At 46.4% G+C, this 24,979-nt stretch carries 19 protein-coding genes; 7 read left to right on the top strand and 12 right to left on the bottom strand.

All coding sequences use genetic code 11. The annotated features are described in order from the left end of the window. Positions 1-18 precede the first annotated feature (18 nt). The 3 genes from AB7E53_RS04190 to AB7E53_RS04180 all read right to left on the bottom strand — a co-directional run bounded on the left by AB7E53_RS04190 (position 19) and on the right by AB7E53_RS04180 (position 1,397). A complete protein-coding gene (locus AB7E53_RS04190; protein WP_446774355.1) occupies positions 19-582 on the bottom strand; it encodes a YdeI/OmpD-associated family protein in 564 nt (187 codons plus the stop codon). A 56-nt stretch (positions 583-638) separates the two neighbouring features. Next, positions 639-959: a HigA family addiction module antitoxin gene (locus tag AB7E53_RS04185; protein ID WP_421468043.1), complete on the bottom strand. Its 321-nt coding sequence runs from the start codon at positions 957-959 to the stop codon at positions 639-641. A gap of 171 nt (positions 960-1,130) precedes the next feature. Then, entirely contained in the window at positions 1,131-1,397 is a 267-nt protein-coding gene (locus AB7E53_RS04180) for a hypothetical protein (protein ID WP_350456062.1), read from the bottom strand. A gap of 393 nt (positions 1,398-1,790) precedes the next feature. Here AB7E53_RS04180 and AB7E53_RS04175 point away from each other — a divergent pair, with 393 nt between their 5' ends. The 3 genes from AB7E53_RS04175 to AB7E53_RS04165 all read left to right on the top strand — a co-directional run bounded on the left by AB7E53_RS04175 (position 1,791) and on the right by AB7E53_RS04165 (position 5,578). Then, positions 1,791-3,149 (top strand): hypothetical protein, encoded by a 1,359-nt coding sequence (locus tag AB7E53_RS04175; RefSeq protein WP_446774341.1) that lies wholly within the window; start codon positions 1,791-1,793, stop codon positions 3,147-3,149. 612 nt (positions 3,150-3,761) lie between these two features. Beyond that, a complete protein-coding gene (locus AB7E53_RS04170; RefSeq protein ID WP_446774339.1) occupies positions 3,762-4,361 on the top strand; it encodes a hypothetical protein in 600 nt (199 codons plus the stop codon). Positions 4,362-4,645: 284 nt separating this feature from the next. Continuing rightward, the gene (locus AB7E53_RS04165; RefSeq protein ID WP_446774337.1) at positions 4,646-5,578 is read left to right on the top strand and encodes a helix-turn-helix domain-containing protein; all 933 of its coding nucleotides are present in this window, start codon (positions 4,646-4,648) and stop codon (positions 5,576-5,578) included. A gap of 433 nt (positions 5,579-6,011) precedes the next feature. Here AB7E53_RS04165 and AB7E53_RS04160 read toward each other — a convergent pair whose 3' ends face one another. The 6 genes from AB7E53_RS04160 to AB7E53_RS04135 form a co-directional block, all read right to left on the bottom strand. Continuing rightward, positions 6,012-7,979, bottom strand: a complete 1,968-nt coding sequence (locus AB7E53_RS04160; protein ID WP_446774335.1) for a polysaccharide biosynthesis protein — start codon at positions 7,977-7,979, stop codon at positions 6,012-6,014. A gap of 315 nt (positions 7,980-8,294) precedes the next feature. Next, positions 8,295-9,692: a sulfatase family protein gene (locus AB7E53_RS04155; protein ID WP_446774354.1), complete on the bottom strand. Its 1,398-nt coding sequence runs from the start codon at positions 9,690-9,692 to the stop codon at positions 8,295-8,297. 75 nt (positions 9,693-9,767) lie between these two features. Further along, positions 9,768-12,260: a glycoside hydrolase family 20 protein gene (locus AB7E53_RS04150; RefSeq protein ID WP_446774333.1), complete on the bottom strand. Its 2,493-nt coding sequence runs from the start codon at positions 12,258-12,260 to the stop codon at positions 9,768-9,770. Positions 12,261-12,430: 170 nt separating this feature from the next. Further along, positions 12,431-13,702: an LVIVD repeat-containing protein gene (locus AB7E53_RS04145; RefSeq protein ID WP_446774331.1), complete on the bottom strand. Its 1,272-nt coding sequence runs from the start codon at positions 13,700-13,702 to the stop codon at positions 12,431-12,433. A 12-nt stretch (positions 13,703-13,714) separates the two neighbouring features. Continuing rightward, a complete protein-coding gene (locus AB7E53_RS04140; RefSeq protein WP_446774330.1) occupies positions 13,715-14,542 on the bottom strand; it encodes a hypothetical protein in 828 nt (275 codons plus the stop codon). A 364-nt stretch (positions 14,543-14,906) separates the two neighbouring features. Then, complete coding sequence (locus AB7E53_RS04135) at positions 14,907-15,917, bottom strand: FAD:protein FMN transferase (RefSeq protein WP_446774328.1); 1,011 nt, start codon at positions 15,915-15,917, stop codon at positions 14,907-14,909. A gap of 171 nt (positions 15,918-16,088) precedes the next feature. On the opposite strand from AB7E53_RS04135, the gene AB7E53_RS04130 reads away from it, so the two are divergent. The 4 genes from AB7E53_RS04130 (at position 16,089) to AB7E53_RS04115 (ending at position 21,173) form a co-directional block, all read left to right on the top strand. After that, entirely contained in the window at positions 16,089-18,503 is a 2,415-nt protein-coding gene (locus tag AB7E53_RS04130; RefSeq protein ID WP_446774326.1) for an alpha-L-rhamnosidase-related protein, read from the top strand. A 194-nt stretch (positions 18,504-18,697) separates the two neighbouring features. Then, positions 18,698-20,008: a Gfo/Idh/MocA family protein gene (locus AB7E53_RS04125; RefSeq protein WP_371689591.1), complete on the top strand. Its 1,311-nt coding sequence runs from the start codon at positions 18,698-18,700 to the stop codon at positions 20,006-20,008. Positions 20,009-20,039: 31 nt separating this feature from the next. After that, the gene (locus AB7E53_RS04120; RefSeq protein ID WP_079683566.1) at positions 20,040-20,282 is read left to right on the top strand and encodes a hypothetical protein; all 243 of its coding nucleotides are present in this window, start codon (positions 20,040-20,042) and stop codon (positions 20,280-20,282) included. A 12-nt stretch (positions 20,283-20,294) separates the two neighbouring features. Further along, positions 20,295-21,173, top strand: coding sequence for a DMT family transporter (locus AB7E53_RS04115; protein WP_446774324.1), 879 nt, complete (start codon positions 20,295-20,297; stop codon positions 21,171-21,173). Between the two features lie 74 nt (positions 21,174-21,247). Here the strand turns inward: AB7E53_RS04115 and AB7E53_RS04110 are convergent, their stop codons facing one another. From AB7E53_RS04110 to AB7E53_RS04100, 3 genes are all read right to left on the bottom strand, one after another. Next, entirely contained in the window at positions 21,248-22,102 is an 855-nt protein-coding gene (locus AB7E53_RS04110; protein WP_446774352.1) for an urea transporter, read from the bottom strand. Between the two features lie 299 nt (positions 22,103-22,401). Then, the gene (locus AB7E53_RS04105; protein ID WP_446774322.1) at positions 22,402-23,100 is read right to left on the bottom strand and encodes a lipocalin family protein; all 699 of its coding nucleotides are present in this window, start codon (positions 23,098-23,100) and stop codon (positions 22,402-22,404) included. Positions 23,101-23,366: 266 nt separating this feature from the next. Further along, positions 23,367-24,938: a sulfatase family protein gene (locus AB7E53_RS04100; RefSeq protein ID WP_446774320.1), complete on the bottom strand. Its 1,572-nt coding sequence runs from the start codon at positions 24,936-24,938 to the stop codon at positions 23,367-23,369. Positions 24,939-24,979 lie beyond the last annotated feature (41 nt).

Raw genomic sequence — 24,979 nt, 5'->3', positions numbered from 1 at the left:
CTAAAGCTGTTATTGGGTTCAATAGTACTTGTCGATTCCGCCGAAGCCGGACATTATTTTATTCTCTTTTGTTTTGTTGATAAAGTTGTTGAGGCGCTTTTCAAATTCTTCGGGGCGTATCTCTGCGGCCTGGATGTAGGCTATCCGGATGCGTTTGTATGTATCGGAGAATTGTTGATAGTTATTCCATACGGTTGGGTCTGCTTGCAATTTGTTGAGGATGTTATCGGGGAAGACAAAGGGTTCCGACAATACATTTCGTATTTTGTCCACTAGTTTGGGGTGGATCAGGTTGTTTTCCAGCAGCCACCGGAGTCTTTCCTTGTTGGCTTGCGAGTAGGGGCTTTTGGGTTTTCTGGGGGTGAAGCGCTGAATTTTATGTTCTTTGTCGAGCGACTTTATCGTACTGTCTATCCACCCGAAACAGAGGGCTTCTTCGACAGCGTCGTTGTAAGTGATGCTTTTTTTGCCCGACGATTTATGGGGAAATACAAACCAGACTTCCCGGGCCGTCTCAAAGTTGTCGTTCAGCCACTTGCGCCAATCATCCCTGTGTTCAAAATACTTTGTTTCTATCGTCATATCTGGTTGTTCTGATCCGGTGTCGGTTACCTGCTTCATGTTACGTAAATTGCCTTTCAAAGCATTGCCGTGAGTTTGCGGATTTTGGCGAGACGCTCGGAAAAAGTTTTGTCCTGTCGTGCCAGCTGCATATTGTAGCGTGCTTGCATACGCACCAAAGTATCGGCATCTAATCCTAAAGCGGCTTCGGCAAGCATGGCAAGTTCGGCGTTTACCTGCCGTTTGCCGTTCAATACCTCGTTGAGTAAAGTGTAAGAAATACCCATTTCTGAGGCAAGGCGGCGTTGCGATATCCCGAGATATTCGATTTCGTCTTTAAGTATTTCGCCCGGGTGAATGGGGAAATAAGGTGTGTATTTGTTAGTTGTTGTTCCCATACTTTTTTATTGACAACAATTGCTTCAATATTTAACAAATATAACACCTGTTTTTTATATTCACAAATATATGAACTACATTAAAAGAAAGCCCTGCCGTTTAGGGCAAGGCTTTCTTGATCTTTTACCATACTACGGTTGTATGGTTTACTTACAGGGATTAACGTTGTATTAAAAGAGAGGATGCCCTAGCAGGGGACTGATGTTTACAATTAAAGAAGATAGCTTTTCGGCTGGTATTCTTGTTGTTTCGCTTGTTGAGAGACTTTCTATCACCAGGTCGTTGAAATAGGCTTTACCTTCGGTGGAGGCTTGTCGGTATTCGTTAATCAAATTGTTTACGATTTCTTTCATCTCCTGGGTTTTGATTCTTGAATAAGATTCTAATACTTTTCCGTTATCGAAATGAATAGTAACGATACTTCCTTGTTCTTCCATAATTAAATTTCTGTTTAATAATTAATAAAATATGTAACTTTTCTTGTGTTTTGGTTACTTAGCAAAGATATATAAATTTATTGATTATTTTCAGTATTTGTAAAAGAGGCCTTCTTTTCTCTTCTTTTTCTTGATTCATTGCTTTATAATCTGGTATATTCTTTTCATCATTATATCTTGCATTTGCAAAAGTGGTTCGGATATTTGTAATTTGTGTCAATTCACTATGGGAAAAATATACCCTGGATACTTTGAAGACTTAAAATGAATGATCCTGAACAGGGATAATGACAAAGATATTTTGCTTATTAACGGATTATGTTTAACTTTCCGGTTTTTTTTGGAATGGGGGCGGATACGCGACTTCTCCTTTTATAAATTGATAAAAATAGTATGAAAAAACAGATGAAACTGTCGCCAAGCGGCAAGAAGTGGTATGAATGGAATCGATTTTTCAGTGTAGTTTTTTTAGTGTGCACGATGTTTAATTTTGTTCCCGCTACCGGGCAGAAGTCAGCCAAACCAATGTTGTATAAGGTGAATTATGCATCAAAAGACTTTACTCAAACGCCTTACAGAATTAAGACAAACGAGCCTGTAGTGGGTGAAGTGCTGCGATCGCAAGTGTATGAAGTGCTTGCCGTGGAAGGCGACTGGTTAAAGATAAAGCTCAGACACGGTGAATATTATCTGTATAAATCGCGCCTTGACAAAGTGGATAAGCCGGATGTGGTGGCTTCTCCCTGGGCCAAAGAGTGGTTTGCCTATAACGATGCTTACATCGGTACGGCCGGTGAGTGGGGCGAGGTGGCCGACGACTGGACCAAACCGGTTACCCGTGCCGAAATGGCGGAGTTTCTTGTGCATGATATCATGGAGAATATTTATGGCAACTGGTCGGTGAAGTTTACGTTGAAAGGGGTAGTGGAAGCTCCCGTACAGGGTTTCTTTACCGATACGGAAAGTTTTTATGCGGGCCGGTTGGCTTACTGGGGGATTGTTCCCGGCGGAAAGTTCAACCCGCAGGGTACGGTTACTTACGGTGAGATGACGGATCTTGTTTTCAAGCTGATGGAGTACGACAGCAAGCGCGACAACCGGAGCAGCAGGCTGACCAAAGCGGATATTGCTGCATTCGGCATAGGCGGCGACAAAAATCCCAATGCTCTTTGTACCAAGGAGCAGGCCCGGATGCTTTGCGACAAGGTTTTGATATGGAACCACGATCAGGAACGGGTGACCGGTGCCAAGTATGAGGCGACTGCGAATGTGAAGTATGGGGGTACTGTATCTATGTGCGATGGTACGTTTACCATAAAGACCATGCTGGGTAAAAAACCAAATCAGCCCCATCTTTTTGTCAATGCCGCGGGCAAGGTGGAACTGAGCAATTCTCAGAAGCAGCAGTTCCGGATTACATACAAGAAGACCGCTTTGAATATGAACAGGCAGCCTATGTCTTTATTCACCATTCAGACCATGGATGGCCGATACCTGGGGATAGCGGGTACGCCTGTTAACGGCAGCCGGCTTATTGCCCAGAAGGAGGAGTTCCTGTGGTGGCTGGAGCATGGACCATCCGAAGATTACCAATATACCACTTTCATGGAAGTGCCCTTTAATTATCATCAGATTGTGAATGTATCGGGATGGAAAACTACCGACGGTACGCCTGTAATCACATGGTTTTGGCGACATGGAACAGGTTCCGATGCCAACAACTGTAAGTTTATCTTCAGCAAAGTAAAGTAGCTCTCTTTTCCCTTGTGAAGGGGGGCTTCTACCCTTGTGAAGGGTAGCACCTTCTTTTCCTTGATGAAAAGAAGCAAAAATCAAGACTGCGCCTGGTTGAGCTAAAGCTGTCTGCTGGAGGCTGAACGGAAATAAACTCGCTTCGCTCAAACAGATTTCCGTTTTAACCGCTTCCATCAGTCAGCTTTTTAACGCTCCCCCAGCCGAGGTCGGGTCCTTCTTTGCGGCTCGCCTCCGGCATCGCCCGTTCCTATCACCTCCAACCTGCCCCTACCATCTGCCCATTTCCATCTTTCATCAGAACCTGCATTTACCTTCTGCCTAATCCCATTAGCTTGGTTAGATAGCCCTCTATACTGCCCCTGTGAACCAGAACAGCGCAGCGCATTTACGAATGAGACGTCAAAGTTTGAAACGGCAGCCGGCGGAACGGATATCAACCAGCAGAAAGTTAGAATAATTAGGTGCTGATTTTGCGCATCCGCTTGTAATAAAAAATTGAAAATAATGAAGTTATATCATTTTTTTTACTATATTGCTGCCATATTAACTACCTTATTTAAAGGTGGTAAAGGCTTCCGGAACACTATTTTATTAGAACACTAGTTAGGTATGAACAGAAAACGATATTGGGAGAATTTTGATTTGCCGAATGACGAATTTACATTGATTCAGATCAGTTCGGTCAGATTATTGGAGAGCGGGCTGTTGCGTTGCAGATCTCGTTTGTCGGAGCTTCGAAATGCATTGAATGTGGAAAAATCATCTCTGCGCAAAACGAATTGGGGTGTTGCTTTTGCCCTGTTGCTGATTTTTATCGGTGCTTTTATTTCATTTACGGTCTTTATCAAAGATGAGTCCCTCTCTATACCTGGCATCCTGCTTATGTTGGCTGGTTTGTTGGTTGTATACATTTCTGATAAGTTCTGGTCTTCACGTTCTGCTTCGTTATTTCCGGCGGATGTTGTATTGGAGAAGTTTAACTTATTGAAGGGTTTGCAGGATGTTGTTACGAATATCAACGCAATGTGGCCCTATGAATCGGCTCCTTTGGAATCAGTAGAGATCAATTATTTATATAATTTGCCCGCAGATCTGCCACAATTTCTGAAAGAAGCCGATCGGCTTATCTCCGATTTTGAAAATGAGGCGCGGGTTGCAATCGATAAGAAGTACTGTCAATATAAGAAAACATTGTATGTATATAACTGATTTTCGGATTCTTCTTATGGATTGTTAAGGCATGGATTTGTAAATTGTTGGCGTAAATGTTCTTTGTTCTTTGTATAATTAATTGGAATATTTGCACGGTTAATAAATCCGGCTGCTTTTTTTGTTTTAAATGTAAACACAATAAAGGATTTGAATAATAGCGATACGTCAAAAACTAATAAGTATTTGAGTATGTAAACATTAGCCAATGTTTGTGCCAATTATTTAGTCGTAAACATCCATGGATCCGATTACCTAGTCCATGGCATATATGTAATTTATTTATGGATGATGTAAAAACCCTCAGTTTCAAGGACCATAAGTCCTGTATTTATTACACCGCAAAGGAGAAAAACGGTTTTAGAAAGCAGACGCTGACTGAAAACGAATCCATTGAATTTCATAAAGGGGATTGTAATCTGTTTCTGTTCGGAATGGATGGCGACCTTATCATTTCTGATAGTGAGAACCGGATGCAATTATCCGCCGGAACGATGTCACTCTGTACATCGGGAGATGCCTCCATACACATAACCAGCCTGAACAGGGCCGAACTGCTGATCCTTAAATTCAAGAATCTGGAAAGTCTGGTGTTGGAATATATGCTTCAAAAATGCACGAACGAGATTGTAGAGAGGGCATTCACTCAAACCCGGATTATCGAAGAGATGCAGCGTTTCCTTTTCTCGGTCGACGATTATATAAGGGCGGATATCTATTGCCAACATCTGCATGATCTTAAAATAGAGGAGTTTTTTCGTTTGATGGCCATCTTTTATCCTGAAGAATCCTACACCTCGTTTCTGGCTCCGCTCCGTACCAGCAACAGGATGTTCAGACATCAGGTGTTGTCTAACTTTCATCCTTTGATAAATGTTATTGAGCTTGCAGAAAAGTGTAATATGTCTGTGCGAAACTTTTCACGACGTTTCACCGAGGAGTTCGGAGTTTCGCCGGGAAAGTGGATTGCAGATAAAAGGGATGGACAAATACTTCAGAGCTTATCGTTTCACGATGCGGAGATGAATGCAATATCTGAAAAGTTTGGTTTTGCATCGTCTTCTCATTTTACAAATTATTGTAAGAAGAAATTCAATGATACACCCAATGGGCTCCATCAGAAACTCCGGTCTTTTTACACGCCGCTGGACGGGAAGACTTCCAATTACGCTGATAAAAAGTTTAATTCATTTTGTCTGAGACCGATCAAAATATAATATAGGTAGCATAAAAATGAAATATCTCTGTATGATTCTTTCCTGCTTTTCAGGTTAAAGAACATACATGAGATATTCTAAAGGAATAAGAAAAGTAGTGTTCGCTGGAGATTTATCTGAAATCAGTTAGAAGAAATATTCCTTTGCGACAAATATTCAAACTATTTTTTTTAATTATCAGAGCGAATCATGCCAATTTATTGCAAATTACTGACATTATGCTTTGATTTTAACGATTCGATAATTATACAACTCTCTTATATACGGGCCTTTACCCATAAGTTGCCATGGCTTGATCAGTATCGTCTCATATTGTGTTACAACAGGCCACTGACTATCATTGCAGGTGGTTATGGCTTTACAGGTATAAAACAGAAAAGGTTGCCTTGTTTGGGCAACCTTTCCTGTTTGTGGATCTTATTTTATCTCAGAATCAGATAATCAGCTTCTTTACATTCTTTTTTTCCTCGGAGTTTTCCTTGATGTCGAATTTTTCGTAAACGGAATTCTGACTGATAAATTCGGGCACAATCTGTTTCATGATGCGTACCGTGTCCAACACCTTTCCGGAGCGTGCGTTTTCGGTAAGGAAATCGATGCGGGGCTCTACTTCCCTGTAGTCGTATTCCCTTACTTTGGCTACACGGATCTTTTCGTGCGGGGTAGGCAAGGTATTCTCTTCGTCGCTGAGCAGCTCTTCGTAGAGTTTTTCGCCCGGACGCAGACCGGTATATTCGATGCGGATGTCTTTATCTGGTTCGAATCCGGCCAATTCGATCATACGTCGTGCCAGGTTTGCAATCTTTACTGGTTCGCCCATCTCGAATATGAAGATTTCGCCACCCTTACCCATGGTTCCGGCCTCAAGTACTAAACGGCAGGCTTCGGGGATGGTCATAAAGTAGCGGATGATGTCCGGATGCGTCACCGTAACCGGTCCGCCGTTGGCAATCTGCTCGCGGAAACGGGGTATCACCGATCCGTTGCTGCCCAGTACGTTTCCGAAACGGGTGGTTATAAATTTAGTGGATCCCTGCTTGCTTCCGTTCTTAAGGGCGGTTGCCAGACTCTGAACGTATATTTCTGCCAGACGTTTGCTGCAACCCATTACATTGGTGGGATTCACGGCCTTGTCGGTAGACACCATCACGAAGCGTTCCACATTGTATTTTACGGCCATATCGGCAACGTTGCGGGTACCCCGTACGTTTACGCGGATGGCTTCGCAGGGATTGCTCTCCATGAGGGGCACATGCTTATAGGCAGCGGCATGGAATACCACGTTGGGCTGATAGCAGCCGAAAATGGAATCTACACGGGTTTCGCTGCGCACATCACCAATCACCGGGGTGAAAGGCAGGGTTGGGAACTTCTCTTCAAGCTCGAGACGCAGGTTATGCATAGGTGTTTCGGCACTGTCGAACAATACCAGGTGCTTGATATGGAATTTAGCAAGCTGCCGGCATATCTCGCTGCCGATGGATCCGGCGGCACCGGTTACCATCACAGTCTTTCCGGCAAGGCTGTTGCCAATCTCGCTCATGTTGATCTTAATCTCGTCGCGTCCCAGCAGGTCTTCGATGCGTACCGGACGAACCGTACGGCGTACCTTTCCATCCATCAGTTCTTCCATCGGGGGGAGGATAAGAGTCCGTAAATTCAGTTTCTCGCAATAACGAATCAACCGGTCTTGTTCTTGTTTGGCATCGTTTACCCCTACAAACAGAATCCCTTCCAGGGCATTCCGGTTCATCAGGGTGGTGAGTGCCAGCCTGTCTTCCACATAATAAACCGGCAACCCTCCGATGCTCAGCTCTTTTCCCTTGGGACCAACCACCAGATAGCCTCCTACTTTATATTCGCTCAGGTAGGCGTGGGGCATCAGGGCTGCTGCGGTGATGCTTTGGGGAGTGGTTCCGTAGATAAGGAGGCTGCGCTGGGTCTTGCCCGTATTGTTTAATATAAAATTGTAGATGTTGATCAGCGTTACACGCAGGCCCACAAGTAATGCACTGGTAGTCAGCGTATCGATAAAGAAGCACATCATCCAGAATTTCATGGGTTTGGGCGATCCAAGCATGTAGACTAATAGCAGTAACAGGGTCGATTTCGCCACTGCAGCTAGTCCGATTCGCCACAATTCCTGCAGGGTGGAATGGCGTACCACTCCCTTGTAGGGTTGAAAAACGGCAAATGACAGAATGCTTGCAAAAATGGAAAAGGTCCCCATCCGCAAGAACATGGCCAAATCTACATTCAGATTGATGGCATAACGCAGAAAAAAGATGGTGAATAATGTTACCGCAGTGGAGGTAGTAAGATCTGCAGTAAATATAATCCAACGGCTTAGATACTTAATCTGGGCTAGTTTGCTTAACTTAGCTTGAATGTTCGTTTTCATTTCTAAAATTTTAAAGGGTTCTTTTGGCTTAAGGGCTTCTTGTGCAGCATACCAAAGGTTCGTCACCCCCACGGGAATGACAACAAATGGTTTGTTCGTAACAGATATACTGACTACAAAGATGTGATATATTTTTGTATTTTCAACATCTTTTTATTAAAAAATAGCATCGGAACTCTATTTTTCATTGAAAAATAATAGAAATTTAATGGTTTTGCAATCTATTTTATTGATTCTCTTTAACAAAATCCCATTACATTAAACTAAAAGGGACAGCACCTCCTTTCGGAGGCCTGTCTGTGTGGATTGTACGGATTAAAGGGTTCCGATGGCCCTTCTGTTTTTTCCCTCTTTCTTTTGTAAATCGTCGCCCAGGTCTTCCCTGGCTTCGTTGGCCATTTGTTCCAGTCTGCCGGCAGCTTCGGGATATTGCGAAAGAACGTTATAACGCTCGCCGGGATCTCTGCGTAAATCGATCAATATCTTCTCTTCCAACATCTTATTTTCGTCCACCCGGCCCGGCATGCCATCGTTTCCGGGGGCAAAACCTTCGTAAGTACGTGTGGGGTGAGGGAAGATGAGTTTAAACTCGCCATCACTTACAGCTTCCAGGCTGTTTCTTCTGTAATAATATAGAAAGCTGGTTCGTGGAGTAGATTTTGTATCTCCTTGCAATAGAGAGAACAGATTTACACCGTCCGTTTTATGAGACGGCATCGCTGCACCGCTGATATGGGCAAAGGTAGGCAGCAGGTCGATGTTTACGGCCAGTTTGTTGCATACAGATCCTGCAGGAATGGTTCCTTTCCATTGCATCAGGCAGGGTACACGCTGACCACCCTCGAAGCTGGTGCCCTTGCCTTCCCTCAGACCGCCTGTGCTTCCGGCATGGTTGCCGTAATTAATCCATGGTCCATTGTCGGAGGTTACCACCACCAACGTATTCTCATCCAGACCCTCTTTGCGTAGCTTCTGCAGTATTTGCCCTACACTCCAGTCAATTTCCATTATCACGTCGCCATACAGTCCCTGTTTGCTTTTTCCCTTAAACTTATCCGAAACAAACAGCGGAACGTGGGGCATGGGGTGGGCCAGATAGATAAAGAAAGGACGTTTTTTGTTTTTGTCAATAAACTGGATGGCCCGTTCGGTGAAGTTGGTTGTAAACTGACTTTGATCCGGGTTGTATGCAATCACCTTGTCTCCTTCGTATAAAGGTAAATCCGGATAGGTTCCGGTTGGATGATGGGGCCACATGTCGTTGGAGTAGGGAATGCCGTAATACTCGTCGAACCCGTTGTGTGTGGGGAGGAATTTGGTATGGTGACCCAGGTGCCACTTACCGTAGGCGGCGCAGGCATATCCTTTTTGTTTGAGCACCTCAGCCATCGTGCTTTCGTTTTCATTGATGCCCGTAACCGCATCCGGACCGGGTGCTCCTGAAAAACCGATACGGTTGGGATAGCAACCGGTAAGCAGTCCCGCACGCGAGGCTCCGCTTACCGCCTGTACGGAGTAAAAACGGGTGAAACGCATGCCCTCGTTGGCCATCTTGTCGAGGTTGGGTGTTTCGTATCCAATAGCTCCCTGGGTTCCGATATCTCCGTAGCCCATGTCATCCATGAGGATGACAATTATATTGGGCTGTTTCTGTGCTTCTGCCGTAAAAATTGACAGCAACGCCGCTGCCGGTAATACTAGTTTCTTTTGTATCCGATTCATGGTTTATCCTGTAAGTTGATTAACTGGTCTTCTTTCAGGATGTAAAGATAGTTTTTTTCGGTAAAACTATTCTACAATCAATTCGTCGAAGTATACCCAGGTGTCTTGCTGTGCTCTTACATGGTTTGCCGGACATTTGCCGGGGTTGCCGAACTCAACTTTCAGGAAGCGCCCTTTCTGAGGGTGTACATCCAGATGGATATCTACGACTTGAGTACCCTCTGCAAAGTTTTGCGCCTGTGTGCGTTGGATGGTGGCCACCTGGTGGTAGCTCTGACCGTTGTCCGACAGATAGAGTTTTACATACCGGGGCGGATGTACCCCCATGCCGAAGTTGTTGAGGGACCCCAGACTTACACGGGTGATTTTTTGTCGCTCTCCCAGGTCAGCCACGAAGGATCCGTCTTGTGCATACCAACCGCACCATTCACCGTCGGTATGGCGGTCGCTTCCCCTCAGTCCGTTGGTAAGCAGACGGGTGTTGATATTTTCTCCGGTCACCGGTTTGGCTGTTGCTATATTGAAATGTACCGGCAGGGTAAGCACCTCGCCTTTTTGTTCGGATCCGTTGAAGGTAGCCGCCTTCAGGTTGCAATTGCCGGCGATGGTGAGAGGCGTTGAGTAGAGGGCCGACCGGCCATCGGGTGCGTCTCCGTTGGTAGTATAACGAATCTCCAGGTCCGGTCTGATACAGCTTAAGGAAATCTCCAGTTCACCGTTGCGGGGTAATACCTTATGGTCGATGTTGTACATGGAACGGGCATAATCGATTCCTTTATGCGAAAGATGAAGGTTAAAACGGTCCAGTCGGCTTAAGAAGCCGGTCCAGTCCTTTTTCCCCTTTTCGCTCCAGGCTACCTCGGCCAGGGCGGCCAACCGTGGGTAAATCAGGTACTCCACATCCTGGGGGGTACTGCAGAATTCCGTCCACAACGAACCCTGGATCCCTTGCAGCAGTTGACTGTAACCCGGTTTCCATTTATCCTTTACCGGCTCATATTGGTATACATCCTTCAGGGTATTGTTCCCAAAATAGGTGAGAGGCTCGAACCATTGGGGACCCTGGTAACGTATCAGGTAGAGGGTGCGGGCGGGGGTGAGTATAAACGGATGTCCCAGTTCGGCAGCTTTCAGTGCAGCTTCGCCATCGCCTCTCCAGCCATAGATTACGGCCCCCTCGGGAAGCTTGCTGTTGGTGAGCTCGTCCCAGCCCATCACGGTTTTTCCTTTGCTGCGTACGTAACGGCTTACCCGTTCCATGAAGTATCCTTGTAATTCCTCTTCATTGGCCAGATTCTCTGTATGGATGCGATGCTGACAAAGCGGACAGTTTTTCCAGTGGGTCTTTGCAGCTTCGTCGCCACCCAGGTGTACATAGCGCGAGGGAAAGAGCGCCATCACCTCGTCCAGCACATTTTCGATAAAGGAAAATACGCTGTCGTTGCCTGCACAATAAATAATCTCTGCATTTTTACCTCCTAGACCCGGAATCACTCCGATGAAGGATTTCACCACCGGACAGGCCAGTTCGGGGTAAGCGGCAAGGGAGGAGTTGGTATGGGCGGGCATTTCTATTTCCGGAATAATTTCGATCTGCCGGCTTTCGGCGTAATCGACAATCTCTTTCATCTCCTGTTGGGTGTAGAATCCCCCCTCAGTTGTTTGTTCGCCGGGAAGCGGGTTTTTTCTGGCCGGAAAAGGTTCATCCCTTTTCACCCGCCAGGCTCCTACCTGGGTTAAACGCGGATAACGTTTTATTTCGAGTCGCCAGCCATTATCATCCACCAGATGCAGGTGCAATTTATTTAGTTTGAGCAGAGCCATGCAATCGATGGTTCGCAGGAGGGTTGCTTTGGGAATAAAATAACGCGAAACATCCAGCATGAGTCCCCTGTACCCGAAACGGGGCTGATCGGTAATCTCCACACAGGGAAGCTCCCATTCCTGCGTCTGGCTGTTCGTATCCTTCCGAAGGTCGGGGGGCAGCAGCTGACGGATGGTCTGCAGCGCATAATAGAAGCCTGCCTTTCCGGAGGCCTGTATATGAAGAGAATCGGGGGTGATGCGGAGCCGGTATCCCTCGTCGGCCAGAGAATCGCAGTGAGTCAGACTGATTACCTGCGGGCTGTGGGCGGGTGTAGGAGCAGACAGTTTCCCGGAGACCAAAGTCGCCGACGTAGCTGCCGGTAATGCCATCGTTGTAGTTGATGCCGGGCGTGTGCCGGAGACCAAAGCCGCCGACGAAGCTGTCGGCAATGCCATCGTTGGTGTCGATGCAGGTAACTTACCGGCGATCTCTGTACAGATTATCTTCCATTTCAATCCGGCTTCCTCAGCAGCCAGTTGTTGCCCGAAGCGCTTCACCACTTCAGCCTGTTCATCATTTTCTACCTGCCAGGCGGCGGCGGGGGTAAGCATAAAAGTTCCCGGACAATCTACCTGTGCCACAGGCTGTGGCACTACCTGGATGCGTTTGGATTGTGCAATAACACCCAGCTGTGCGTAGCCGGGTGTTACAAAGCACAAACAGATACCTAATACAATCTTTTGTATATTCATACTAACCTAAATCTTGAGTGAATTTCATAGTTCACAGCAAATATCCGGGTTTAGTATAAAAAGGATGTCTGTTTATGTCCAGAAGAAGTTTGTTATTTGTTTAAAAAGTAAAGTTTAGATATTTTCAAACATTGTTTAGTCAAATTTAAACCCCGGCATACGCCGTGCGGTTACTCTTTTACCACGGGAATATGTCCTATCTGCTTGATATGTTGCAGATCGGCATAGTCATACAGGTAAAATCCATCGTCGCCCACCATGAAGAGATATCCGTTTACCGGAATCACATCGTAGGTTTTAATATCCGGAAATGCCGCCAGCTGATGCGATGTGATAGCCTGCTTGTCGGTTGCATCGTACACCTTCAGTCCCGCTTTGCCGTCGCATACGAACAACGTATTATTGTCGATTGCCAGTCCGTAGGGGTTGGTAAGGTTGTACGAGGCTGCGAGGGTGTTTGTCTTATAGTCGGCCGACAACTTAACCACATCCAGCCGGTTGAAGTCGGCGTGACAAACCTGTCCGCCTCTCAGCGTGATGTAAGCATATCCATCCTGCACCACCACCGGGTCGCAGCTGGTGGCATGCCAGAACGTACTAACCAGTGCAGGCGTGTTGGGAACCTGCAGCGAGTAGATCAGCATTCCGTTGGGAGTCCCGAAAAAGAGATGTTTGTCGTACACAAACATCGTCTCTACATTGCCGTTCAGACTCGATTTGCCCACATTTACCAGCGTACCGCTTACATCGAATATATTCAGGATATAGGTGTCGGCTATGTAAAGGTACTTGTCGTATAACCCGAACCGGGCCATGGATCCGCTCTTTCCAAAACCGCTCCCGCTGATCCCTCCGGCCGAAAGTTTATCCGACGAATTGGAGTGCATCAGGTTGTCGTACATCGGATAATTTGGATAGTAGCTAGGTTCCAGCTCCCTTTTCTCGGTGATGACCTCCCACTCCAGAATCACCCCTTTTTTCTGATCTATTCTGGTTACCGGAAATTCGTTGTCGGTAGCGGGAACCCGGTAGGGTAGTACGTCCTTTAGCCGGTGACTCTCTTTTACGTTGCTTAAGTTGGATACATCCAGTGCCACAAGGTCTACATAGCTGTCGGCAAAAAGCATCTGGTTACGTATGGCCATGTCCGTACAGCCCGGTATCTCTATAAAACCGATGTTTTTGGGGGAGGAAGGAGTGGATACATCAATCAAATGAATACCCTTCATCTGCTCTATTATCAGGATGTAATTATCCTTGAAATAGATCTTGCCCGGATGCTTCATCGGCTGGGCGGATGATGTCTTTACGGCACTCCGCAGATCGTCGTAACTCATGTATACCGGTGCGTTGGCGGTAAATATCTCGGTGTACTTGTCTGTGCACGAAAGCATTCCCAACAGAGAAAGCAGGCAGAACAAGTGTGTGTAGATTCGTTTCATATAGCTGTTTTTTTAATGGAATAGAATACCTAATTTGATGGATAACCGGTTGTAATCGGCCCGTAATTTATAATCGCTCTTGTCGCTGAAGCGAAGTTGGTGGAAGCGGTATCCGGCCGACAGCGTAATGCCATATCCATGGCTGGTTTTAAAAAACAGTCCGGCGGATGGGTTGATAAGAAAACCTCCCTGAGCATCGAGGTTGTCTCTGGTGATGGGTTGCGGCCAGTAGGAACTCAGGTAGTCGTAAGGATAATAACCGCCGCTGATGCGGGTCTTGTTCTCAAGGGCGATGAGGTAACCGGCCTGAAGCGATACAAAAGGCGACACCTTGCGGTTGTTGAATTTGTATAGCAGGTTGGCAAATACAGGCAGATAGGTTTCATTGTAGAATTCAACACCGATACCGGCCCCTGCCGAAAGGTTATTGCGGAACGAATAATTCATGGAAGAATGAAACAGAAAAGGAGCCTTATGCTCGTTGTCGGGATTGCCAATCATCACTCCCCCTTCGGAAAGGTTGAACCATTTCCCGGGGCGGATATCGAAGAATTCGGCATCTCCTTTCTCCCTGGCTTGTCTGGTTGCTGCTTCCGGTTTGTTAAGGGTGATCTTTTCAACTTCGGAAGCGTTGATAATCTTCGACTCTTTGCCCTGCATGATCCGGATCTTTTCCAGATCGGATGAGTAGATGTACTTACCTTTCACAACAGAGCCGTCTTTCATGTGGATATACCCTTTTTCCATCAGGGCTTTATCTCCGGTGGTGCTTACCTGCGATGTGACAGAAGTCATTGAACACCAAAGAATCAGGTTAATAAGGAAAACTTGCTTTATCATAAGCTAACAAATTTATGGTTCTTTCTATTAGATGCTGTCAATATGAAAAAAGCTGGATGGAAACTTTTATTTTTCTTATAATTTTATTGTTACCCTTTCAGACACTGGTTATTTGATAAAGGAATAACGCTCCGGTGTCAACGATTTCAGTATGTTTTTTATCCTTAAGGGAACGTAAAACTTTCCTTAAGGATAAAAAAAATTACCCTTAAGAGAAGTTTTATTTTCACTTAAGGGAAGATTTTCCAATAGGGGGGATTGTGACTTTTACTGATTTGAATCTTGATTAATCCGGATTTGAGCAGGCACTTTTGTTAATTTGATACAAGACCATATCCTGATTTTATAGACTCTCTTTTATTCTTTAGCGCCCTTTATTCGCCAGGTATTGGGTGAAGCCTTCGGAATGTTCGGTTTTGTAGTTGCCTACAGAATCGGTGTAAATAATAAAGTATTCAATTTCCGGCACCCTCTTTTTAAGTTCGCGTGCCTTTTCGGATCCCAGTGCCATGAAAGAGGTGGCATAGCCATCGGCTGTTGTACAGTCGGGTGCGATGATGGTGGCACTCAGGATGTCTTGTTCGGCAGGATATCCCGTAATCGGATTGATGGTGTGACCATACTTCTTACCGCCTTTTTCATAAAAGTTACGGTAATTTCCGGAGGTGGCCAATCCCACTTTACCGCACAAGTGTGCAATCTCCTCCAGCTCCTGGTTCAGTCCGGCCGGATCGTCGGTGGGTTTGTTTATCCCGATACGCCAGCATTCGCCTTTGGGATTCACCCCTTTGGCCATCACTTCGCCGCCAATCTCCACCATATAGTTTTCGATACCCTTGCTGTCCAGCAGGTTGGCAATCACGTCGCAGCTTAGTCCGTCGCCCAGGGCCGAAAAATTAAGCAGAATACGTGGGTCGTCCTTCGTTACCCGGTTGCCCTGCAGGTGCACCTTGGTATAGCCTACAAAAGAACGGATGCTATCTATCGCCTGGGGTGTGACACTGTCTTTTTTGCTGAACCCGAATCCCCAGAGATTGATCAACGGGGCACAGGTTACATCGAACATCCCATCGGTCTTTTGAGAGATTTCCATCGCCTTGTTGAAAACAACACCGAAGAGAGAATCTACTTCCACCGCTTCATTCCGGTTTACCTGCGATATGATGGAGGTCGAGTCGAAGGGATTGATGGAGTGATAATATCCCCTCAATGCCTCCTGTATCTCTTTGTCCAATGCCTTGGTATAGCTGTATTTGATGTGGTAAGGGGTATGCAGACTACCGGCAGTTTCGAAATACTGCGTTTTTTCCTGACAGCTGAAAAGCACCATGGCACAGAGCAGAAAAAGGATGGAAGATAGGATTCCTGTTTTCATATGAATCGATAAATTTAGGTTGCAAAGGTATAAATTTAAACGGATATGAATTTGTTGCGGATAACCTTAAATTGAGTTAAGATTGATTATAATCAAGCAATAATTGCTTCCCTTTTTTTCAAAAAGCCTATCTTTGGACTCCGTTTTTTTTAATCTGATATCTCAATTATTATGAAAACACATCTTCTCTGCCTGTTTATCCTGCTTTTAAGTCTGCCTATGTTTGCGCAGACACGGCTCATGGGAGTCAGCCAAAACGATATAAACCCCTCTTTGCTGCAGGGCCGATGGAAGGCCCGCTGGATTTCCGTACCCGACGAGGCGGCGAATACCTACGGAGTATACCATTTCCGTAAATCCTTTTCACTGGATACCCTGCCGGAACGTTTTCTGGTGCATGTAACAGCCGACAACCGGTATAAGCTGTTCCTGAACGGAACGATGGTTTCGCTGGGTCCGGCCCGGGGAGATGTATATAACTGGTCGTACGAGACGGTGGATCTCTCACCCTGGCTTCGTAAGGGAGTCAACGTGCTGGCTGCCGAGGTGTGGAACTTTGCCGAGCAGAAGCCGCTGGCCCAGGTAAGCTTTAATCAGACCGGTTTCCTGATACAGGGCAACTCTGCCACCGACGAGGTGGTGAATACCGATGCAAGCTGGCTGTGTACCACCAACAAGGCCTATGCACCGTGGTGGAAGCCGGTACATGGCTACTATGCCGTTGGTGCCTGCGAACAGCTGGATGCCGCCCTTTATCCGTGGGGATGGGAACAACCCCGATACGACGATGCCGGATGGAAGAAGGCACGTGCGGGAATGGAAGGAGCTGCCAAAGGGGCGAGGGATTATCCCGGCCGACTGCTGGTACCGCGTGCGATTCCGCCCATGGAGATGAATACGGAGCGTTTCCAGGCCGTACGCAGGGCACAGGGCATCACTTGTCCCAAGGATTTTCCACAGAAAAAGGTTGCTTTACATATACCGGCACATACCGAAGCGGTGCTGCTGCTGGATCAGAAACAACTTACTACCGGCTACCTCACCCTGCTGTTCAGCAAAGGAAAAGGGTCGGAAATACGAATTACCTATGCTGAGGCCATGTACGAAGATAAGGTGGATAAGACTACCAAATCCTATAGTCTCCCGGTAAAAGGACACAGAGACAGCATCGAAGGTAAAAAGATGATCGGTTACGAAGACAGGCTCTTGCCCGACGGTGGCGACGGCCGTTCTTTCACCTCCTTGTGGTGGCGTACCTGGCGCTATGTGCAGCTTACCATCACCACCGCCGATGAGCCTCTGGTGGTGGACGACCTGTACGGCACTTTTACGGGTTATCCGTTCAAACAAGATATTACCTTTGCGGCACCTGCACTTCCCGAACTGAATGAGATGCTTTCCATCGGTTGGCGTACGGCCCGCCTGTGTGCCAACGAGACCTATATGGATTGTCCCTATTACGAGCAGTTGCAATATTTTGGCGATACACGTATCCAGGCAATGGTTACCATGTTCAATACGCGTGATACGTTTATGGTGAAGAATGCCCTTGAACAGGGCCGTCAGTCCATCGTAGCCGATGGCATCACCATGAGCAGGTACCCTTCGTACCTGCACCAGTTTATTTCGTCCTTCTCCTTGTGGTGGATATGTATGGGTCACGATTACTGGATGTATCGCGGCGACGAGGCCTATCTTAAAACGCTGTTACCTGCCTATCGGGGTATTTTATCCTGGTACGAACAATACCTGAAACCGGACGCCAGTCTGGCTTATGTGCCCCATTGGTTCTTTGCCGACTGGAGCGACGATTTTCCCAATGGCGAACCTATCCGCGAGAAGGAGGGGAATTCCGCATTTCAGGATCTGATGTATATCCTCACCCTCGATGCTGCCGCCCCCATGGAGGAGCGTTTCGGGATGCCTTCCATGGCCGGTCATTACCGCGAAATAGCCACTGCCATGCGTAACACGATCCGTGCCAAGTACTGGAACGAGGCCAAGGGGTTGTTTGCCGACACCTACGAGCAGAAAAGCTACTCCCAGCATGTTAACTCGCTGGCTGTGCTGGCCGATGTGGTGAAAGGCGACGAAGCGGCACGGGTGATGAGCCGCTGCCTGGCGGATACGTCGCTGGCCCAGGCAACCATCTATTTCAGATACTATGTGCACAATGCCCTGAACAAGGCCGGCATGGGAGATCAGTTGCTGGACAACCTGCAGATATGGAGGGATCAGATGGCACTGGGACTAACAACCTGGGCGGAGATGCCCGAGCCGTCGCGATCCGACTGCCATGCCTGGGGTGCCAGTCCGAATATCGAATTTTACCGCATCCTGCTTGGAATAGACAGTGCGGCTCCGGGTTTCCGTAAAATCAGGATTGCCCCTTCGCTGGGCAACCTGAAGGAGGTATCCGGATCCATGCCTCACCCTGCGGGTAAGGTGGCTGTATCCTATAAAATAGGGAAAAAAGGCGACCTGCAGGTACGTATCGAGCTGCCGGCAGGTACCGGCGGAACGTTCTGCTGGAAAGGTACAGAGCGTGAATTGGACGAAGGAATCTCCACTTTCAGCATTCCATGAAAGATTTTGTCGTATTGTGAAGACTGATATACGCAAATTGAGGAAGGATTCGCGACGTTTGGATTTAATTTTGCATCGGAGCTCAGCTTTTGATGCCTTGAACTTATTGAATACCCGTCTGTGTCTGAGCAATCTGGCCAAGCGGATATTCAATAAGTTGTTTTTATTGATAATTTATTGACAATCTAATAAGAATGGAAACAACAGAAATAGGAAGAAGAGACTTTCTAAAAACCGTAGGAGCACTGGGCAGCAGCGGATTGCTGCTTACCGCTTTTCCTTGGTTACAATCCTTTGCCGCCGATAATCAGAAGGCGCTGAAGGGTGAAAAGGCTAAACTGGCAATCATCGGTACGGGTTCAAGAGGGATGTATCACATCAACAACCTGCTCAACACCCGTCAGGCTGAGATTGTAGCCCTTTGTGATATCTATAAACCTCACCTCGACCAGGCAGCCGCCCTTTGTCCGAAGGCAAAAAAATACAGTGATTACCGGGAGGTACTTGCTTCGCCTGATGTGCAAGGCATCATAATCGCCTGTCCGCTTCACGAACATGCTCCCATCGCCATTGCCGGGATGAAAGCCGGAAAGCATGTATTCAGCGAGAAGTCCATGGCCCGCACCCTGGACCAGTGTAAGGAGATGTACGATGTGTACAAGCAGACCGGCCAGGTTCTGTATATCGGTCAGCAACGCTTGTTCGACAAAAAATATATCAAGGCCCTCGAAATGGTGCATAACGGTACCATCGGTGAGGTAGTGGGACTGCGTAACTTCTGGTTCCGTAACAACGACTGGCGCAGGCCGGTTCCGGAGCCTTCACTGGAGCGTCAGATAAACTGGCGTCTGTATAAGGAATATTCCGGGGGACTGATGACGGAGCTGGCTACACATCAGCTGCAGATCGGTACCTGGGCGCTGAAGTCGATCCCCGATTACATCATGGGTAGCGGAGATATCACCTTCTGGAAAGATGGACGCGAGGTATACGACAATGTGAATGTGATTTACCATTATCCCAACGGCGTGAAGATGACCTTTGAGTCGATCATCTCCAATAAGAAATACGGGATGGATGAACAGATACTGGGGCATAAGGGTACCCTGGAGCTTGCCAAAGGGAAGTACTTTTTTGAAGAGGTTAAACCGGCCCCGGGTATCCAGCAACTGATCAACCAGATTGAACATAAGGTGTTCGACCAGGTTTCGTTTGCCGGTCCGAGTTGGGTGCCCGAGACGGCATCGGAAGATAACGGCGAATTTATTGTAGATAAGGTGAAGACCCACGATGGATCCAATACAACGGGAGCTGCGGGCGACGGTTCGGAAGAGCTGGTGGCTTCGTTCTGCGACTCGGTGATAACCGGCAAGCCTATTCCGGTGTTGGTGGAAGAGGCTTACTACTCTTCGGTGCTTGCCCTGCTGGGACTAAAAGCCATGGAAGAGCGTAGTATTATTGATTTCCCGGAGGAGTATAAGATTCCGTATTTAAATCACGCATAGTTAAAAAACGAGGTCGTAAAATTCTAGTTATATGAAAGATATTGTATTTACCGCAAAAAGACAGCGCACGGAGTTGATTGTGTTTGGTGTATGCCTTTTGGTGTCGTTTTTGATGAATGTGTATGCCATCGTTGCATTTAATACCGAATGGAAAGAGCTCTATACTCAATTGCTTTGGGTTTTGGCCATTGCAGTATTCCTGTATGCCGTATCCGTAGGTGTAAGGTTGCTCTATGCCGGTGTAAGATCTGTGTTGAAGTCCAATAAGAAATAATGAATAGAAACTATGCGGGAAGCCTTTATAAAATTGCATCTTTCCATTCTGTTGGCCGGGTTTACGGGGATATTCGGTAAGTTGATCTCCTTAAGCGAAGGGGTGCTGGTCTGGTACCGCATGCTTATCGCCTCATTGATGCTGCTGGCATTCCTGTGGATGGGAAAGAAGCTGCGGAAGGTCTCCTGGGGTAGTTTTATGAAGATTGCCGGAGCCGGTATGCTCCTGTCGCTCCACTGGTTGTTCTTTTACGGAAGCATCAAGGCGTCTAACGTATCCATCGGTGTGGTCTGTTTTTCGCTGACCGGTTTTTTTACCGCCCTGTTTGAACCGCTTTTGAACCGGAAGCGCATCTCGCTGCTTGAGTTGGGCTTCAGCCTGATAACACTACTGGGTATCGTACTGATCTTTCATTTTGAAATGCGTTTCCGTTACGGGATACTGTTAGGGGTTGTCTCGTCGGCCCTGGCCGCCTTGTTTACGGTTGCCAATAAAAAAGTGGGTACAATCACGGCTCCGTCTACCGTCTTGCTGTACGAGCTGGTTGGCGGATTTTTGTTTATAACGATCCTGCTTCCGGTTTATCTTTATTTTTATCCGCAGGATTACCTGATACCCGGCATAACCGACCTGGTATATCTTTTCCTTTTTGCTTTTTTCTGTACCATCTGCATGTGCATACTTCAGATACAGGCGCTGAAAAGTATTTCTGCCTTTACGATGAATTTAAGCTATAACCTCGAACCTGTTTACAGCATCGCCTTGGCCATGCTTATTCTGGGTGAGGCCAAAGAGCTTACCCTGTCGTTCTATGCCGGGTTGACGCTTATCGTATTTTCGGTTGTACTACAGATGGCTCATGTGATGAAGCAGCGGCGACTCAATAAATAGGCATGCCATCTCTAGGAGGAGTTATCCCCCGGAAAAGAGTAGGATGTATCTCCCCCGAAAAAAGGAAATGGATCTTAACGACTTTTCTCCAGGAAATCCCGAAGGATGGTGACTACCCATACCGAGAGTACGAAGGGTGCTGTAAGTGTTATAATATTCCATTGCATCCCTATCCACTGCAGGAGGATGGATATCAGTACGGAGAGTACGGCCCACAATCCGGACTGCAGGCTTTTGCTTCCTACCACTATGGCACACAGAACACCGTTGTATCCGATCAGTCCGGCGTTAAGTGCTGCATTATCCATGCCGGTAATCAGCGCTACACCGATGGAAACGGAGGAGGCCAGGATGACGTAAAAGGCATTGATCCGGGAATTGATACTTATGGCCAGCAGAAAAAACAATCCCGCCCATATCGTATTCCCCTGAAACATCACTTGTCCGATGTTGAGGCAGAAGGCAGCCGGCAGATCGGGAGAGGGTGTGATATCGGCTGCTGCACCGGTCAGCAGTAAAGACGGTCCGAACCAATTGCATCCAATCAACAGTATCCATACAGACAAAATAAAAGGTGCTGTAAATCCCGACAAGTGTTGCTGAAGGCTGAAAAGCCTGGTGATCCATGTAGACAGGGCAGAAGTAAAGGCCAACAGCAGCACTGAAAGCCACGTAATCTCCATAAACACTCCTACGGCAATGCCAACAAGAGTTCCGTTAAAACCAAACAACCCATTTTTTATGGCTTCACGGTTATACGTACAAATCAAGGCGGTAGCTGTACTTACAAGATTACCCAAAACAGCCAACAGAGCCAATTGCCATGAATTGCATAGAAGTCCGGCCAACATCAGCACTCCGGAGAATGCATTGTTCTGGAACATCACCTGGCCGATACCACGACTTAAAGTAAACAATCCTTCTCGTATGGTAACAACAATTGGGTTACCAGTCTCTGTTTCCATAGATAAACTTTCGTTTACTTTTTCTTTATTCATATTCGTATTTTTTAAGACAAAGATAAATCTTATTGATTAAATTTAATTCATTCTACTGAGCTAAATATCTATTTTTACTAATTCTTTATACTCTTAAAACAGATCTATACGATCATTTTACAGTATGAAATTATGAATTTTATACTGTAAAATGTTGTTTTTACTGCAGGGGCATACAAACACCCAATATAACAGTCACCTTTTATGGATCAAATAGACAATAGAGATATCTATTTTTTCAGAATGTAGTGTTCCTCAAGGTTGCCTGTTATCACTTCTTTATTTCTGTCAAGCATACGAAGACGGTTTTCTTCCACTTTATAAAAGACCGTATCTTGTCTTTCATCTATAGTGTATAAGTAGTTTCCATTAATGCTATATGTTCCTGTAGAGTTGAATGTGTCTCTGTCAATATATTCTTCAGTTTTAGAAAATGTTTTGTTTTTGTTCAACGTTAATGTTACATTAATGCCCGGACAATCAGCGGCAGGTAAGGTTCCTTTATAGGTTCCATAATAATCTAAAGAAATTTCGGCAGTATGCATATCAACAGGTATCTCATTTTCCTGTTTAGCATCTACTGTTTTCTGATAATAGAAAGTTAAATTTCCTTTTTTTAATACAAGTTTTTCAGTAGTCAGCTCTTCAATAGTTAATGTATCCGAGAAAGTAATGGTCTGACTATTTCCTATGCTTTTTCCTGTAAGGATTAGCAAGTTTTTACTCCTTTCCCATGTTTCGTATTGCAAGGTGGCCATATTGATAGAAGACGCTTTTCCATTCTTTTCTAATTTAAAACCTTGCATCATCTGTTCCATTCCGGGTACAGGTTCTACCCATGACCCTTCGATACTAGTTTTGCTACAAGCGGTAAAAGCCAGAGCAAGCATGATTCCGCATACACCTTTAAATACTGTTTTTACTTTCATGATTTTTTTAAATTTTAGTGTCTTATTGTGCCGACAAATATATTTAGAAAAGAAATAACAACGATCAAACTACTTCTTTTTTCCGGTTGTATTGCAGATGGCTCATGTGCTGAGGCAGCTGCGCCTCAATAAATAGTTACGCCATCTTTTTTGTGCTGCAGATGACCCCATCTGTGGAAGCAGCGGCGCCTGCATACGAAGTAAAAAAATCCGTCCACTCCGGAAGGAGGGAACGGATTGATTGTATTTATAGGGACGGTTCCGGTTTATTCTGCAAGTTTGCTTTCGATTGGATCGTCGTATTGTTTCTGTAACTTCTTAAGCTCTTCTTTCAACCGGTTTGTAATCTTTTCAGTACCCGGTTTGCCATAGAGGTTGTTCATCTCGCTTGGATCTTCCTTCAGGTCGTAAAGTTCCCATACATCGATGTCGTTATAGAAATGAATAAGCTTATACCGGCTGTCGCGCACGCCATAATGACGTTTCACTGCATGTTCGCCCGGATATTCGTAGAAGTGATAGTAAAGCGAACTTCTCCAGTCGCCCGGCTTTTTCCCTTTCAGCAATGGAAGCAGCGATTCACCCTGTATATCATTGGGGATGTTCACTCCAGCCAGTTCGAGGAAGGTGGGGGCATAGTCGATATTCTGCACCAGCTGATCCACTTTTCCCTTTTTACCGCCCGGCAGACGCATGAGCAGCGGTGTGCGGAACGATTCTTCATACATGAACCGTTTGTCGAACCAACCATGTTCGCCCATATAGAACCCCTGGTCGGAGGTGTAGACAATCAGCGTATTCTCAAGCAGGTTGTTCTTTTCCAGGTATTCCAGTACCACACCGATGTTACGGTCTACCGAATGGATCACGCTGAGGTAATCATGCATGTAACGTTGGTATTTCCACTCGGCAAGCTCCTTACCGGTTCTTTTCTTTTCCTTGAAGTCTTTGATGATCGGATCGTAGTACTTATCCCACGCAGCCTTCTGGTCGGGGTTCATCCGGTTGTACATGGCACGTCCGGCTCCTTCCAGCCCTTTGCTTTTTGTGCGGACTTCATTCTCCTTGTCGGCCATCTTCAGGTCGTACACTTCGTCCATATCTTCGATGATGCTCATCTCCTGCTGGGCTGCAGCCAAGCGTCCTTCATACTTGTCGTAGAAATTGGCCGGTAGCGGGTATACTTTGTCGTCGAACATTCCCAGGTCGCAGGTATCGGGCATCCAGGTACGGTGCGGAGCCTTGTGGTGAAGCAGCAGACAGAACGGTTTGTTCTTATCGCGCTTGTTTCCCAGCCAGTCCAATGCCAGCTCTGTGGTGATGTTGGTTGCATATCCGGTGTACTGTTTCTTTACACCGTTGTCGATAAAGAATGGATTGTAGTAATCGCCCTGACCGATCAGGATATTCCAGTAATCGAATCCGGTGGGGTTGGAGGTGAGGTGCCATTTACCAACTACGGCAGTCTGGTACCCGGCCTTCTGCAGTAATTTGGGGAACGTTTGCTGTGCCCCGTCGAAATGGTGATTGTTGTCGATAAATCCGTTCTTGTGACTGTGTTTGCCGGTAAGCATACAGGCACGACTGGGACCGCTGATGGAGTTGGCCACAAAACTGTTGGCAAAAAGTACACCCTCGTTGGCAATGCGATCGATATTGGGAGTTTGGATGAATCGCTTGTCGTATGCACTGATTGTCTGCAATGAATGGTCGTCCGTCATAATAAAGACAATATTCAGCGGTTTCTTGTTTTCTGCTTTTTGTTTAGCCTGGCAAGCGGAAGAGGTTGCAGCAAGGGCTGTTACTCCGGCCAGCAGAATGGCTTGTTTTTTTTCCATGATAGAGCTAATTTGTGTTTTTCTATTTCGCAAAGGTATCA

Origin of the sequence: Macellibacteroides sp., assembly GCF_050251695.1 — a bacterium.
Classification (GTDB): Bacteria; Bacteroidota; Bacteroidia; order Bacteroidales; family Tannerellaceae; genus Macellibacteroides; species Macellibacteroides fermentans.
Note: the sequence above shows the minus strand (reverse complement) of the source record. Positions and strands in the feature narration are given on the sequence as shown.